A 12,599-nucleotide genomic window follows, 5' to 3' on the forward strand; every position below is an offset into this window, starting at 1 on the left:
GGCGGGATCGGTCACGGCTGGGTCGTTCCCTCCGGGGACTCCGGGCGGCCCGGGGACGGAACGGTGAGCGGGGGCTCCGGTCTCTGCCCGGACGCCGTGTCCGCGGCGGAGGCGGGGAGGGTGAAGATCACGCGGGTGCCCAGTTTGTAGTCGGGGTCGATCCGGATCCTTCCGCCGTGGAACTCCACGACCTTCTTGCACATGGCCAGTCCGATGCCGGTGCCCGGGTAGGCGTCCTTGGTGTGCAGCCGCTGGAAGATGACGAAGACCTTCTCGCGGAACTCCGGGGCGATGCCGATGCCGTTGTCGCTGACGGCGAACTCCCAGGTGCCGTCGTCCTCGGAGGCGCTGACATGGACGTGCGGCGGGTGGTCGGGGCTGCGGAACTTGATGGCGTTGGACAGCAGGTTCTGCCAGAGGATGCCCAGTTGGGTGGCGTCCCCGACGACGGTGGGCAGTGGGTCGTGGGTGATCTCGGCGCCGGTCTCCTCGACGGCCACGCCGAGGTCGTCGAGGGTGCGGCCGAAGACCGACTCCAGGTCGACGGAGCGGTGGTCGTTGTGCACCCGGCCGACCCGGGAGAAGGCCAGCAGGTCGTTGATGAGGGTCTGCATGCGGTTGGCGCCGTCGACGGCGAACGCGATGTACTGGTCGGCCCTGTCGTCCAGTTGGCCGCCGTAGCGCCGTTGCAGCAGCTGTGTGAAGCTCGACACCTTGCGCAGCGGTTCCTGGAGGTCGTGCGAGGCGACGTAGGCGAACTGCTCCAGTTCCGTGTTGGAGCGGCGCAGGTCCTCCGCCTGCTCGTCCAGCAGGGTGCGGGACTCCTCGCTGAACTGGAGCTCCTTCACCAGGCGCAGCCGCATGGACTCCACGTCCTCGGCCAGCCGGCGCAGGTCGGCGGGTCCGGTGCCGGTCAGGGCGTGGTCGAAGCGGCCGCCGGCGACGTCCCGGGCGTCCGCGCTCAGCCGGCTGAGCGGACCGGTGATGCCGCGGCGCAGTCCCTCGAAGACCAGCGCCGCCACCAGCACGATGACGACGGCGATGCCCGCGAACGTCCAGTTGCGCAGGGCCACCGCCTGCCGCAGGTCGTGGACGCCCGCGGCGTTCTCGCTCTGGAGGTGGGACTGCTGGCGGGACATCGCGGAGCGCAGCGCGTCGAAGGCGCCCTTGCCGTCCCTCGCCCGCTGGGTGGCGAGCCGCACGGCCTCCTCGGCGGAGGCGGCGGCGACGGGGCGGGCCACGCGCCGCTGCCAGTCCTCGGCCAGCCGCTCGACCTCGGCCAGGTCGGCACCGGCGCGGTCGTCGTCCGCGACCAGGGTGCGCAGCCGCCCGAGCGCGGCCTGTTCGTCGCGTACGCCCTGGGCGTAGGGCTGGAGGAAGTCGGTGCGGCCCGACAGGCCGTAGCCCCGGATCCCGGTCTCCTGGTTGACCAGGCCCTGTTCCACCCGCAGCGCCTGGACCAGCGCGGGCGAGCGCCGGTCGACCAGGTCGGCGGTGAGCTGTGAGGTGCGCCACGTGGCCCAGCCGCCCAGCGATCCCAGGACCGCGAGGACGGCCAGGGTGGTGAGGACCCCCGTACGCAGCCAGCGGCGGGTGGTCCAGCCGGAGAAGGCACCCGCGGTGTCCGACGGCTTGCTCTGCATCCCGGCTCGTGTCTCTCCCTCAGCGGTTGCGGCCGCGGTCAGGCGCGGGCCAAGCACACTGTACCCACCGTCCGCCAACACATGTTGTCCACGGCGAGATCGACGCCTTAGCCTTGCCGGTGCCCGGTCCGGTTCGGTCCGCGACCGGGCGGAACACCCACGACGCACCTCTCATCCGCCGCCCACCCCCCGGAGCCCGTGACTCATGGCCGCCGCCACCACCCGCCCCCACGACGTGCTGCTGGTCGAGGACGACATCGCCGACGCGATGCTCATCCAGGACGCCCTCGCCGAGCGGGGCACCCGCAACCTCACCCAGGTCTCCGACGGGATCGCGGCCCTGGACTATCTGCGCGACACGGCCAACGAGCGGCCCGATCTGATCGTGCTCGATCTCAACATGCCGCGCATGAACGGCCGGGAGTTCCTGGCCGTCGTCAAGGAGGACCCCGACCTGCGGACCATCCCGGTCGTCGTCCTCACCACGTCGGCCGCGCCCGACGACGTCACCGGCGCCTATCACCACCACGCCAACGCCTATGTCACCAAGCCGGTGAACCTGGAGGAGTTCGAGGCGGCGGTCCGCAGCATCGACTCCTTCTACCTGGACATCGCGGTCAAGCCTCCGCGGGAGTGAGGACGGGCGGCCCCCGGCCGCCCTCCGACGTGCGCGTTACCCCATTCGGCCGCAGACTGGAGATGCCTTGCCGCGTGCCGCCGGCCGGGCCGGGTGAAGGGTCCGCTGGTGCTCCCCTCGGGAGGCTCCATGGTTCTGGTAGCGCTGTGCACGCCGATCGCGATGTTGCTGCTCCTGCTGGGGATGGACGCTTTCGAGGAGCTGCTGTCCAAGTGGCCGACCGAGTCCGACGACGAGCCCCCGGCTCCCTGACCGACCGTCTCCCGGCCGGTGAGCCGCCGCGCCCCGGCGCGGCGGCTCCGCCTTGCGGTCCCCGCCCTCGCGTGCCGTCGGCGCGGGCGGGCGGGGTCAGGCCCGCGGCGGGTTGCGGCGCGGGGTGAGGGTGGCGTGGGGCAGCACCGGGGCGGGCAGGCGCGCCCCGGGGTAGCCCTCGACGGCGCCGAACCGGTCGGACGCCTCCTCCCACTCCTGCCGGGCCCGGACGATGTCCGCGTGGCTGCGCCCGACGAAGTTCCACCACATGACGATCTCCTCCTCGAACGGCGTGCCGCCGAGCAGGACGAGGCGGGCGGGCCCGTCGGAGCCGTTGACGAGGTCCAGCGTGTCCCGGCCCGGGTGGACGTACGCCAGTTCCGCCGGGCGCAGCCCCGTGCCGCCCAGCCGGACGGTGCCCCGGTCCACCAGGAGCCCGTGCTCGAAGCGGGGGTCGACGGGCAGGGTCGGCGAGGCGCCCGGCGCAAGGACGATCTCGGCGCCGAGCAGGGGCGTGAAGGTCCGCACCGGGGAGGCGGTCCCGGCCAGCGCGCCCAGGAAGACACGGATCTCGGCGCCGCCGACAGCGACCGGCGCGGGCACGTGGTGCTGGAAGTCACGGGCGGTGTCCCGGTGCTCCGCGGGCAGCGCCACCCACAGCTGGACGCCGTGCAGGACGGTGGTCCGCGCGGTGGAGACCTCCGAGTGGCTGATGCCGTGCCCGCCGGTCATGAGGTTCAGCTCGCCGGGCCGTACGTACGCGTGGCTGCCGAGGCTGTCGCGGTGCTCGATCTCGCCGCTGAACAGCCAGCTGACCGTCTGGAGCCCGGTGTGGGGGTGCGGGGCCACGTCCATGCCGCCGGTGCGGGAGACGTCGTCGGGGCCGTAGTGGTCGGCGAAGCACCAGGCGCCGATCATGGTCCGGGAGCGCTGCGGCAGCGTGCGCCGCACGGTCATCGCCCGGGGGCCGCCGAGCGGCACGTCACGCGGGGTGAGCACCTCGACCGGCGGCCGGGGGGCGCTTCCGTCGCCGTCCGCCGCGCCGCACCGCGTCTCCACGGGTCTTGTCTCGGCGTTGCTCATCGGGCCTCCCACATCCTTGATACTTCCAGATTCAACAATATGGCGCGCGGGTCCGGTCCGCGAGCGCGGCGCCCGGGGCGGCGGGCCCGGCGGGCGGCGGGGTCCGGGGGCTCCCGGCCCCGGGAACATGATGCGCGCCCTTCTGCGGCATGCGTGTGTTCGCTACGGTGGACGCGCCTCCCGGCGGCGGGGGACCCGCTCCCGGGCGCGGACGCGGGAGGCGCCGAGGAGTGGTGATGAGGGGTCGGAGCCCGCTGCTGGTCTGTGCCGTCGCGCCGGTGATCATGTGCTTCGGCGCCGTCACCGGGTGTTCGTCGGGATCCTCCGGTGGCTCCGGTTCCGCGCCGCCCGCGGCACGGCCCGCCGATGTCGGATCGATCACACCGTGCGACTTCTTCACCGGGGACGAACTCTCGGAGTACGCGCTGCACGACGCCCGGCCCGTGAGCGACCCGCGCGGCTGTCTCTGGGAGGGTTCGGCGTTCTTCGAGGGCGCGAGCACCGCGCTGACGCTGACGCTGCTGCCGCGGTCCGCCGACGCGGAACTGCGCACGCTGCGCACCGCCTCCGGCGAGCGGATCACCGAGCGCTCCGCCATCGGCGGCCGGCGGATCTGGCGGAACACGACGCCGGGGAACGACGTCCGGTGCGAGCTGCTGTTCTCGATCGACGGCTCCTCGGCCGCCGTCGTCCGGCTCTCCGAGTTCCTCGGCGTCTCCGACGTCAGACCCACCCAGCAGGACCTCTGCGACGGCCTCGACAAGCTGGCGCCCCGCGTGGAGGGGAAACTGCCCGCCGTACGCTCCTGACGGCGAGCCCGCTTCCCGGCGCCCGGCCCGTGTACGGACACGGACACGGGCGCGGCCTCGGCGTGGACCTCAGGCTCCGGTGCCGGGGCCCTCCTCCGGGGCCAGCAGGACGGCTGTGCGGCCGGTGTGGGCGACGGCGTCGCTGACCCGGGGGCTGAAGATGCCTTCGAGGAAGCCGCGGTGGTGCGGGCTGAGGACCACCAGGTCGGCGCCGAAGTCCTCGGCGGCGGCGGAGATGGTGGTGGCGATCTCGGTGGTGAGGCCGCTCGCGACGGTGCCCTCGGCCTCGACGCCCGCCTCGCGCAGGGCGGTGACGGCCTCGTCGACGAGGGCCTCGGCCTCCGCGTCGCCCTCCAGCGGGACGACGACGGCGAGCGTCGCCGCGGTGGGCGCGACGTGCAGCACGCCGACGCGGGCGCCGGTCAGCCGCGCCATGTCACCTGCCAGTCGTACGGCCGAGTGGCGGGCGGGGCTCGAGTCGACGGCGACGAGTACGCGGTGGAACATGTGCTTCCCTCTTCCGTTCGGATCCTGCCCGACCGCACCGGGCGGTGCGGTCGAACACCGGTATGAACACCGGCCGGTGGTGATCTGTTCCGGACGGCGCCGCGAGCGCGGCCGGACGACGGCGCTTGCCCTGGAGCGGACTCCAACTCGTAGGGTCGCGCCGACATCTGAGGACGGCTCGCGAGGAGACACACATGCGCCACCGCGTTCTGGGCGGTACCGGCATCGAGGTCAGCCCCTACTGCCTCGGCACCATGATGTTCGGCTCCGTGGGCAACGCCGACCACGACGACTGCGCCCGGATCATCCATGCCGCGCTGGACGAGGGCATCGACTTCGTCGACACCGCCGACATGTACTCGGCCGGGGAGTCGGAGATCATCGTCGGCAAGGCGCTGAAGGGACGGCGCGACGACGTGGTGCTCGCCACCAAGGTGCACTTCCCGATGGGGGACGGCCCCCACAGCGGCGGGAACTCCCGGCGCTGGATCGTCCGCGCGGTCGAGGACAGTCTGCGGCGCCTGGGCACCGACTGGATCGACCTCTACCAGGTGCACCGGCCCGACCACCGCACCGACGTCGAGGAGACCCTCTCCGTCCTCACCGACCTCGTGCAGCAGGGCAGGATAAGGGCGTTCGGCTGCTCCACGTTCCCCGCGGAGCAGATCGTCGAGGCGCACCATGTGGCCGAACGGCGCGGTCTGCACCGGTTCAGGACCGAGCAGCCACCGTACTCGCTGCTGGCCCGGGGCGTCGAACGGCATGTGCTGCCGGTGACCGAGCGCCTGGGCATGGGCGTGCTGACCTGGAGCCCGCTGGCGTCGGGGTTCCTGACCGGCCGCCACCGCAAGGGCCGGGACACGGATCTGAGCACCGGACGCCCCGCCCTGCACCCGGGCCGCTTCGACCCGTCGGCGCCGACCACGGTCGCCAAGCTGGAGGCGGTCGAGCAACTGGTGGCCGTCGCCGAGGAGATGGGCTGCACGCTGCCGGAACTGGCCGTGGCCTTCCCGCTGGCGCATCCCGCGGTCACGTCCGTGATCATCGGCCCGCGCACCATGGAGCAGTTGCGCGCCACCCTGAGGGGCCGGTCCGTGGTCCTGGACGACGCCGTGCTCGACCGGATCGACGCGATCGTGCCGCCCGGGACCGACATCTACCCGCCGGACGGTGTCTGGGCCCCGCCGGCGCTGACGAGCCCCGCGCTGCGGCGCCGCCCGGCCGGTTCGCGCTCCGCGGCCTGAGGGACGCGGCCGTGCCTGCCCCGGCCCCCGGCGGCGGTACGGCGCGCGGGTCGGCGACCCGCGATGCTGCCGCCGCCGTCCACGCCCAGCGTCTGGCCGGTGATACAGCCCGCGTCCTCGCCGAGCAGGAACGCGACGGCCGCGGCGACCTCGTCGGGGCGGCGAGGTCGCAGCGGTACAGCGTGCCGGGGAAGCCGCCCGCGCCCGCGGACCGGGCGATCCCGAGCACCCGGTGCCCCGTGACCGGACCGCGCCGCACCTCCCCGCTCCAGGACCCGGCCCGGCCGGGCCGGGTCCTGGGGCGGGTCGCTGTCTAGGCGGTGAAGCGCTGTCCGGCCGAGCTGTCGCAGTTCTGAAGGCGCAGCGGCTCACGGGGTGCCGCGTGGGCCAGGCACAGGCCGGTCGCGGCCGCCGGGCGGATCGTGTCGCCGTCGCGCACGAACTTCTGGTTGGCGGAGCCCGAGCAGTTCCACACGATCAGCGCGGCGCCCGCCTGGTACCGGGCGCCGGGGACGTCCAGGCAGCGGTCCTGGGTGAGCGCGGTGTGGAAGGTCCGGCCCGCGGGGTCGTACCACCAGTCCTGGTTGCGGGTCCCGGCGCAGTCCCAGCCGAGCACCGCGGTCCCGTTCGCGCTCTGGGAGGCGGAGACGTCCATGCAGCCGCCGGTCCCCCGGTTCTTCACCGGCGCGTACACGTCGTCCCAGGCGTACGGGTAGAGGGCGGGCGTGCCCGCGGAGTCGACGTCGGCGCAGGACGCCTCGCGCAGCCCGGAGTCGTAGAACCGGGTGAGGCAGGAGGCGAAGGCGGCGTGGCCGCGCGCGTTGGGGTGGAAGGACTGCCGCACCGAGTTGGCGTCCGGCAGGCCGGGCTTGGACAGGTCGATGTACAGACCGCGGGCCCAGGTGTTCTCCGTGCACACCTCGTGGCCGTGGAAGAGGCGCGAGGCGTCCAGGTAGAGCGCGCCGGTGTCCGTGGCCGCCCTGCGGATGCCGCGTTCGAAGGCGGGCACGGCGACGTTGCGGCCCCAGGCGGTGTCGGAGTCGTAGCCGAGGCCGCCGCAGGCGAGCTTGCCGGGGAAGGCGGGGTTGTCGCGGAAGTCCGGGCCGATGGGGCTCGGGTAGCTCATCACGACCAGCTTGTAGTCGCCGTCGGCGTAACCGGCGTCGCGCATCACCGACTTCAGGTCGCGCACGGTCTGCTCGACCTTGGGGACCAGGGCGTCGACGCGGGACTGCCAGGACGGCGCGTACTTGGGCTCGCAGGGGCCCTGGGAGAGCAGATAGCGCTCGACGCAGTCGGTCATGACGGGGCCGAACTGGAGGTCGTCGTTGGCTCCGGCCACGAGGAGCACCATCTTGACCCGGGTGGTGCGCGCCTTGACGGCCAGGTTGTCGCTCTGCACGAGTTCGTCGGCGTACTGCTTGCTGCCGCCGATCTTGATGTTGCCCGTGTAGGCGCCGGAACAGGCCGCGTTGAAGGTGACGTCGGCGGGGATGCCGGTGCGGTGGACGGCGGCGTCGGGTGAGCGGTGGCACCAGTTGTCGGGCCCGTTGGTGGGTGGTTCGTAGGTGCCGACGCCCTCGCCGGAGATCTCGCTGTCGCCGAGGGAGATCAGTGAGGTCTTGCGGGCGGCGGGCGGGCGTTCGGCGGGGTCGCCGTAGAGCGCGGTGGCCTCCGCCGCCCGGACCGCCTCCAGTTCGGGCGGGAGCGCGGTGACGGCTGCCGCCTGCTGCTGGGTGGTGCCCGTGTCGGCCGCGACGGCGGGGACGGCGTTCGGCGCCGTGCCGAGCAGTGCGGCGGTCGCGACGGCGGCGAGGGTCCACCGGAGTCTGCGCCTGGTGCGTCTCATGAGACCTCCTGGCAGAGTGGGGTTACCCACGGTTCTTACTGGCCGGTAAGAGTTTTGGGAATACCCGGGACCCGAACTCGCCCGATCCCGCCGTAAGTTGACGCACCGCCTCCCGGAATCCCGCCGGGTGGGCGCACCGGGGAGGGAGCGGCTAGCGTGAGGGGATGCGACATGAGGTGACCGACGCCGACACGGCGGTGTCCCTGGGCAGCGGTGATGTGCCGGTGCTCGCCACTCCGCGGCTGATCGCCTGGCTGGAGGCGGCGACGGTGCGGGCCGCCGCGCCGTTCACCGGACCGGGGCGGACGACCGTGGGCACGGAGATCCGGGTGCGGCATCTGCGGGCCACGCGGGTGGGCGGCCGGGTGGAGGTGACCGCCGAGGCGCCCGCCGCCGAGGGGCGGCGGCTCACCTTCCGGGTCAGCGCCGTGGACGGTGCCGGGGAACTCGTCGCGGACGGTGAGATCGACCGGGTCCTCGTCGACCGGGAGCGTTTCCTCGCCTCGGCGCCCGCGGGGCGCCCGGAGGGTACGGGGGACTCGGAGGGCGCGGAGGGCGCGGAGGGCTCAGAGGGCTCGGTGGGCTGATCCGCCCGGCCGCCGCCGGCTCTCCCGGCCGGGTGCGACGGCCGCCGCACCCGGGCCACGGCCCCGCGCCGCCCGTCATACGGGCGTGTGGCCCGCCAGGTAGTCCCGTACCGCGCCGGGCAGCGCGCCGCGCGCCGCCTCGGCCACCGGCGCCCAGCGGATCTGCTCCGGGGCGAGCCGCGCCCCGGACGAGGGGTCCGCGGTCAGCAACTGGCACACCACGGCCTCGGGCGCCGCCTCGCCCTCGCCGGTGTCCTGCGGACCCAGCTCCGAGGAGCCGTCGACCAGATAGCCGGTGGTCTCGTGGACGACCCGGGCGGCGGTGGCCCGCGGCGTCTCGGCCGGCTCCGGGGTCCCCGAGGGCAGCCGCCAGCCGCCCCGCTCGTCCACCAGCAGCAGGCGTCCGTCGTGGACGACGACCGCCTGCACCGCGCCCCGGGGGGTCTGCTCCGACGTCATGGTCCCGCCTTCCCGTAGTCCCCGCGCCCCGTACGGGCAGGAGGATCCGAGGACGGGCCGCCCCGTCCTCGGATCCTCCTGCCCACTGCGCGGCCCTCCTACCCGGCCGGACGTCTCACACCACGGTGACCGCCACACCGGTGGCGTCGATCCGGGCGAGCGCGTCGGCGGGCGCCGACCGGTCGGTGACCAGGTGGTCGATGTCCGTCAGGGAGCAGATCCGGGCGAAGGTGGCCCGGCCGATCTTGGTGTGGTCGGCGACCACCACGGTCCGGTCGCCGCTGGCGGCGAAGGCGCGGTCCGTCGCCGCCTCCAGCTGGTCGTGGGTGGTGCAGCCGTGGGTGGCGCTGATCCCGTCCACGCCGAGGAAGGTGATGTCGGTGTGGTGGTCGGCGAGGGTCTTCTCGGCGATGGGCCCGACCAGCTCGTAGCTCTCGGTGCGGGCGTAGCCGCCGACGACGACGAGGGTGACGTCGTGGTGCGGCACCAGCTCGGCGGCGATGTTGACCGCGTTGGTGACGATGGTGACGGCGCCCCGGGCGGCCAGCACCCGGGCGATCTCGGTGACGGTGGTGCCGCCGGTCATGCCGACGACCGCGCCCTCAGGGACCAGCTCGGCGGCGGCCCGTGCGATGGCCTGCTTCTCCGCCCGGCGGTGCTCGGTGCGGTGGCGCACCGGGAGTTCGGGACCCGTGCCGCCCGCCATCGCCCCGCCGTGCGTGCGGCGCAGCAGGTTCAGCCGGCTCAGATGTTGCAGGTCACGCCGGACGGTGGCGCCGGAGACGTCCAGCAATCGGGACAACTCGGTGACGTCGACGGCACCACGCGCGGAGACATGCTCAAGTATGCGCGCATGACGCTCAGTTCTCAGCATGAAGTGAGCATAGACCGCGCATCGCGGGCGGCAAGATGCGCAGCTCCGATCTGTTGACATGACGAAAATTGCTCGCTTTACTCCTTCCAACGCTGGAGTTGAGCACCCGGCGTCAGAGGTACGCCCAGCCGGTAGCGCGGTACGCTCACCGCAAGTCCGGACAAAGTCGCCAGGATCCGTCCACCGGGACGCGAGGTCCGAGGCGGGGACGTACCCTCGCATCTTCTGGAGCTCAAGGATGTCCCTCTTCTCTAGGACCGGGTCCCGTCGGCGCGCCGCCGCCGCGGCGGCCGTGGCAGCGGCCGTCGTCTGTCCCCTCACCGCCTGCGCCTCGGCCAGCGCGGCCGTCCAGGATGTGACCCCTCCCCCGGCGCACGCCGGCTTCGACTACCAGATCGGCACGGCCTACACCCCGCCCGCCGGGGTCAAGGTGGTGACCCGCGACCACCAGGCGTCCCCGGCGCCCGGCCTCTACAACATCTGCTACGTCAACGCCTTCCAGGCCCAGCCCGGCGCCGAGGCCGAGTGGGGCGACCTGCTGCTGCGCGACGCCTCCGGCAAGGTCGTGTACGACAAGAACTGGGGGGAGGCCATGCTCGACATCCGCACCGACGCCAAGCGCAAGCAGATCGCGGCCAAGGTCAACTCCTGGGTCGACTCGTGCGCGGCCAAGGGCTTCCAGGCGGTCGAGCCCGACAACCTCGACACCTTCGACCGCACCAAGCTGATCAGCCGGGACAACGCGGAGACGTTCGTCCGGCTGCTCGCCGACCACGCCCACGCCAAGGGCCTCGCGATCGCCCAGAAGAACGCCTCCGCGCTCTCCGGCGACCGGGCGCGCACCGGCCTCGACTTCGCCGTCGCCGAGGAGTGCGGCCGGTGGGACGAGTGCGGTGACTACGTCGACGGCTACGGCGACCACGTCATCGTCATCGAGTACGAGGCCAAGGGCCTGAAGAAGGCCTGCGCCGCCTACGGCGACCGGCTCAGCATCGTGCTGCGCGACCTGGACGTCACGGCTCCCGGGAGCAGCGGCTACGTCCGCAGGACCTGCTGAGGCGGCACCGCCCGCCCGCCGCGCGCGTCCGTTCGTGTGCGAACGCGTCCGGATGCGTCGCGCGGGCCCGTGGACACTTGCCCGCGCCACCGGATGCCGACAGTTGTCACCGGACACCCTTCGCCGCACCGGCGCCCTGGCACCATCATGTCCCGCGCCGCCGTCCCACCCTCCCCACTCCCACCTTCCTCCGGCCTGCCGTGCCGGAACGTTCCTCCGCGTGGCGTCCGCGTCGCGCGGTCTCTGGGGGCTCACATGGTTGCAGCACATCGTCCGCCGGGCACCGGCCCCGGACGCCGTACGTTCCTGCGGCGGGGCACGGCGCTGGCCCTCGGCGCCGCCGCGACGGCCGCGCTGCCCGGCTGCGCCGCCGGGACCTCCGACGGCGTCGGCGCGGACGGCCGGGTCACCGTCGAACTGTGGCACGGCCAGACCGACACCGGCCGCGCCGCGATCGAGAAGCTGGTCGCGGAGTTCAACCGCACCCATCCCGGCATCCGGGTCGACGCGGGCGGCGGCGTGCTGGCCGACGCCATGCTCCAGAAGATCACCGCCGCCCTCGCGGCCGGCTCGTTCCCGGACGTCGCCTATGTCTTCGGTTCCGACCTGGCCAGTGTCGCCCGCAGCCCGTCCGTGGTGGACCTGACCGAGACGGTCGGCTCCGGACCGACGCCCTGGAACGACTTCTGGGCACCGGCCCGTGCCGCGGTCACCCTCAACGGGCACGTACGGGCCGCACCCGCCCTGCTCGACTCCCTCGCCGTCGTCTGCAACAAGAAGCTCTTCCGCGACGCCGGGCTGCCGCTGCCGCGCCCCGGCTGGACCTGGGAGCAGTTCACGGACACCGCGGCACGCCTCACCGACCGGCGGCGCGGGGTCTTCGGCACCGGCTGGCCCGGCGTCGGCGACGAGGACACCGTGTGGCGGCTGTGGCCGATGGTGTGGGACCTGGGCGGCGACGTCATCGCCCCGGACGGACGGCACATCGGGTTCGAGGACGTCGGCGAGAAGGCCCTGGGCACCGTGGCCGCCCTCGCCGGGGACCGGAGCGTCTACGTCGACCCGAAGCCCGGCAGCGAGCAGATGTACCAGGTCTTCGCCTCGGGCCGGATGGGCATGGTCGTCACCGGGCCGTGGCAGCTGCCGGACATCCGCCAGGCGGGCATCGACCACCATGTGGTGCCGCTGCCCAGCTACAGCGGCCGGCCGGTGACCATCTCGGGCCCCGACACCTGGACCGTGTTCGACAACGGTCCCGCCCGGACCAGCGCCGCCCGCACCTTCGTGAGCTGGCTGACCCAGCCCGCCCAGGACGTCCGCTGGGACGTCAGCGCCGGCAGCCTGCCGCTGAGCCGGAGCACCCAGGCCCTGTCCGCGTGGCGCGAGCAGGAGGCGCGGACCACGGGGCTGCGGGTGTTCACCCAGGCACTGACCTCGGCCCGGGTACGCCCCGTCCACCCGGCCTACCCGCAGGTCTCCCAGGCACTCGGCCAGGCGATCGCCGCGGTGCTCATCGGCCGCAGCACACCCGCCGGGGCGCTGCGCGACTGCGCCCGCGAGGCCAACGCCGCACTGCTCATCCCGCGTTGAGAGGACCA

General features: G+C 73.4%; 14 protein-coding genes. 7 read left to right on the plus strand and 7 right to left on the minus strand.

Annotation, left to right across the window (positions count from 1 at the left end; all coding sequences use genetic code 11):
- Positions 1 to 11: 11 nt before the first annotated feature.
- Complete coding sequence (locus ACWDYF_RS20465) at positions 12 to 1,643, minus strand: sensor histidine kinase (protein WP_381744418.1); 1,632 nt, start codon at positions 1,641 to 1,643, stop codon at positions 12 to 14.
- A 205-nt stretch (positions 1,644 to 1,848) separates the two neighbouring features.
- On the opposite strand from ACWDYF_RS20465, the gene ACWDYF_RS20470 reads away from it, so the two are divergent.
- Complete coding sequence (locus ACWDYF_RS20470) at positions 1,849 to 2,280, plus strand: response regulator (RefSeq protein ID WP_355481870.1); 432 nt, start codon at positions 1,849 to 1,851, stop codon at positions 2,278 to 2,280.
- 129 nt (positions 2,281 to 2,409) lie between these two features.
- Positions 2,410 to 2,532, plus strand: coding sequence for a hypothetical protein (locus ACWDYF_RS20475; RefSeq protein ID WP_018569737.1), 123 nt, complete (start codon positions 2,410 to 2,412; stop codon positions 2,530 to 2,532).
- Positions 2,533 to 2,628: 96 nt separating this feature from the next.
- On the opposite strand, the gene ACWDYF_RS20480 is transcribed toward ACWDYF_RS20475, so the two are convergent.
- Complete coding sequence (locus ACWDYF_RS20480) at positions 2,629 to 3,615, minus strand: pirin family protein (protein WP_389464963.1); 987 nt, start codon at positions 3,613 to 3,615, stop codon at positions 2,629 to 2,631.
- Positions 3,616 to 3,851: 236 nt separating this feature from the next.
- On the opposite strand from ACWDYF_RS20480, the gene ACWDYF_RS20485 reads away from it, so the two are divergent.
- The gene (locus tag ACWDYF_RS20485; protein ID WP_389464960.1) at positions 3,852 to 4,424 is read left to right on the plus strand and encodes a DUF3558 family protein; all 573 of its coding nucleotides are present in this window, start codon (positions 3,852 to 3,854) and stop codon (positions 4,422 to 4,424) included.
- A 69-nt stretch (positions 4,425 to 4,493) separates the two neighbouring features.
- On the opposite strand, the gene ACWDYF_RS20490 is transcribed toward ACWDYF_RS20485, so the two are convergent.
- On the minus strand, positions 4,494 to 4,931 hold the full coding sequence (locus tag ACWDYF_RS20490; RefSeq protein WP_037890542.1) for a universal stress protein: 438 nt from the start codon (positions 4,929 to 4,931) through the stop codon (positions 4,494 to 4,496).
- A 194-nt stretch (positions 4,932 to 5,125) separates the two neighbouring features.
- Between ACWDYF_RS20490 and ACWDYF_RS20495 the strand changes: the two genes are divergently transcribed.
- Positions 5,126 to 6,175: an aldo/keto reductase gene (locus ACWDYF_RS20495; protein WP_389464958.1), complete on the plus strand. Its 1,050-nt coding sequence runs from the start codon at positions 5,126 to 5,128 to the stop codon at positions 6,173 to 6,175.
- On the opposite strand, the gene ACWDYF_RS20500 is transcribed toward ACWDYF_RS20495, so the two are convergent.
- Positions 6,088 to 6,525: an SDR family oxidoreductase gene (locus ACWDYF_RS20500; RefSeq protein WP_451584295.1), complete on the minus strand. Its 438-nt coding sequence runs from the start codon at positions 6,523 to 6,525 to the stop codon at positions 6,088 to 6,090. The genes ACWDYF_RS20495 and ACWDYF_RS20500 overlap by 88 nt on opposite strands.
- Positions 6,489 to 8,024 (minus strand): ricin-type beta-trefoil lectin domain protein, encoded by a 1,536-nt coding sequence (locus ACWDYF_RS20505; protein ID WP_389464955.1) that lies wholly within the window; start codon positions 8,022 to 8,024, stop codon positions 6,489 to 6,491. The genes ACWDYF_RS20500 and ACWDYF_RS20505 overlap by 37 nt, the downstream gene beginning before the upstream one ends.
- Positions 8,025 to 8,188: 164 nt before the next feature.
- Here ACWDYF_RS20505 and ACWDYF_RS20510 point away from each other — a divergent pair, with 164 nt between their 5' ends.
- Positions 8,189 to 8,611, plus strand: coding sequence for a thioesterase family protein (locus ACWDYF_RS20510; RefSeq protein WP_389464952.1), 423 nt, complete (start codon positions 8,189 to 8,191; stop codon positions 8,609 to 8,611).
- A gap of 75 nt (positions 8,612 to 8,686) precedes the next feature.
- Here the strand turns inward: ACWDYF_RS20510 and ACWDYF_RS20515 are convergent, their stop codons facing one another.
- A complete protein-coding gene (locus ACWDYF_RS20515; protein ID WP_389464950.1) occupies positions 8,687 to 9,070 on the minus strand; it encodes an NUDIX domain-containing protein in 384 nt (127 codons plus the stop codon).
- Positions 9,071 to 9,185: 115 nt separating this feature from the next.
- Entirely contained in the window at positions 9,186 to 9,944 is a 759-nt protein-coding gene (locus tag ACWDYF_RS20520) for a DeoR/GlpR family DNA-binding transcription regulator (protein ID WP_026252843.1), read from the minus strand.
- A gap of 238 nt (positions 9,945 to 10,182) precedes the next feature.
- Between ACWDYF_RS20520 and ACWDYF_RS20525 the strand changes: the two genes are divergently transcribed.
- Both ACWDYF_RS20525 and ACWDYF_RS20530 read left to right on the plus strand, forming a co-directional pair.
- Complete coding sequence (locus tag ACWDYF_RS20525; protein WP_389464947.1) at positions 10,183 to 11,001, plus strand: endo alpha-1,4 polygalactosaminidase; 819 nt, start codon at positions 10,183 to 10,185, stop codon at positions 10,999 to 11,001.
- Between the two features lie 255 nt (positions 11,002 to 11,256).
- The gene (locus ACWDYF_RS20530) at positions 11,257 to 12,591 is read left to right on the plus strand and encodes an ABC transporter substrate-binding protein (protein WP_389464944.1); all 1,335 of its coding nucleotides are present in this window, start codon (positions 11,257 to 11,259) and stop codon (positions 12,589 to 12,591) included.
- Positions 12,592 to 12,599 lie beyond the last annotated feature (8 nt).

The sequence above is a fragment of the Streptomyces sp. NPDC003284 genome, assembly GCF_053589675.1.

What these genes read in the sequence shown, in the direction of transcription:
- ACWDYF_RS20470 (WP_355481870.1), top strand. Translation starts at nt 1,849, where the DNA reads ATGGCCGCCGCCACCACCCGCCCCCACGACGTGCTGCTGGTCGAGGAC.
- ACWDYF_RS20465 (WP_381744418.1), bottom strand. Translation starts at nt 1,643, where the DNA reads ATGCAGAGCAAGCCGTCGGACACCGCGGGTGCCTTCTCCGGCTGGACC.
- ACWDYF_RS20505 (WP_389464955.1), bottom strand. Translation starts at nt 8,024, where the DNA reads ATGAGACGCACCAGGCGCAGACTCCGGTGGACCCTCGCCGCCGTCGCG.
- ACWDYF_RS20515 (WP_389464950.1), bottom strand. Translation starts at nt 9,070, where the DNA reads ATGACGTCGGAGCAGACCCCCCGGGGCGCGGTGCAGGCGGTCGTCGTC.
- ACWDYF_RS20525 (WP_389464947.1), top strand. Translation starts at nt 10,183, where the DNA reads ATGTCCCTCTTCTCTAGGACCGGGTCCCGTCGGCGCGCCGCCGCCGCG.
- ACWDYF_RS20485 (WP_389464960.1), top strand. Translation starts at nt 3,852, where the DNA reads ATGAGGGGTCGGAGCCCGCTGCTGGTCTGTGCCGTCGCGCCGGTGATC.
- ACWDYF_RS20490 (WP_037890542.1), bottom strand. Translation starts at nt 4,931, where the DNA reads ATGTTCCACCGCGTACTCGTCGCCGTCGACTCGAGCCCCGCCCGCCAC.
- ACWDYF_RS20510 (WP_389464952.1), top strand. Translation starts at nt 8,189, where the DNA reads ATGCGACATGAGGTGACCGACGCCGACACGGCGGTGTCCCTGGGCAGC.
- ACWDYF_RS20475 (WP_018569737.1), top strand. Translation starts at nt 2,410, where the DNA reads ATGGTTCTGGTAGCGCTGTGCACGCCGATCGCGATGTTGCTGCTCCTG.
- ACWDYF_RS20520 (WP_026252843.1), bottom strand. Translation starts at nt 9,944, where the DNA reads ATGCTGAGAACTGAGCGTCATGCGCGCATACTTGAGCATGTCTCCGCG.
- ACWDYF_RS20530 (WP_389464944.1), top strand. Translation starts at nt 11,257, where the DNA reads ATGGTTGCAGCACATCGTCCGCCGGGCACCGGCCCCGGACGCCGTACG.
- ACWDYF_RS20480 (WP_389464963.1), bottom strand. Translation starts at nt 3,615, where the DNA reads ATGAGCAACGCCGAGACAAGACCCGTGGAGACGCGGTGCGGCGCGGCG.
- ACWDYF_RS20495 (WP_389464958.1), top strand. Translation starts at nt 5,126, where the DNA reads ATGCGCCACCGCGTTCTGGGCGGTACCGGCATCGAGGTCAGCCCCTAC.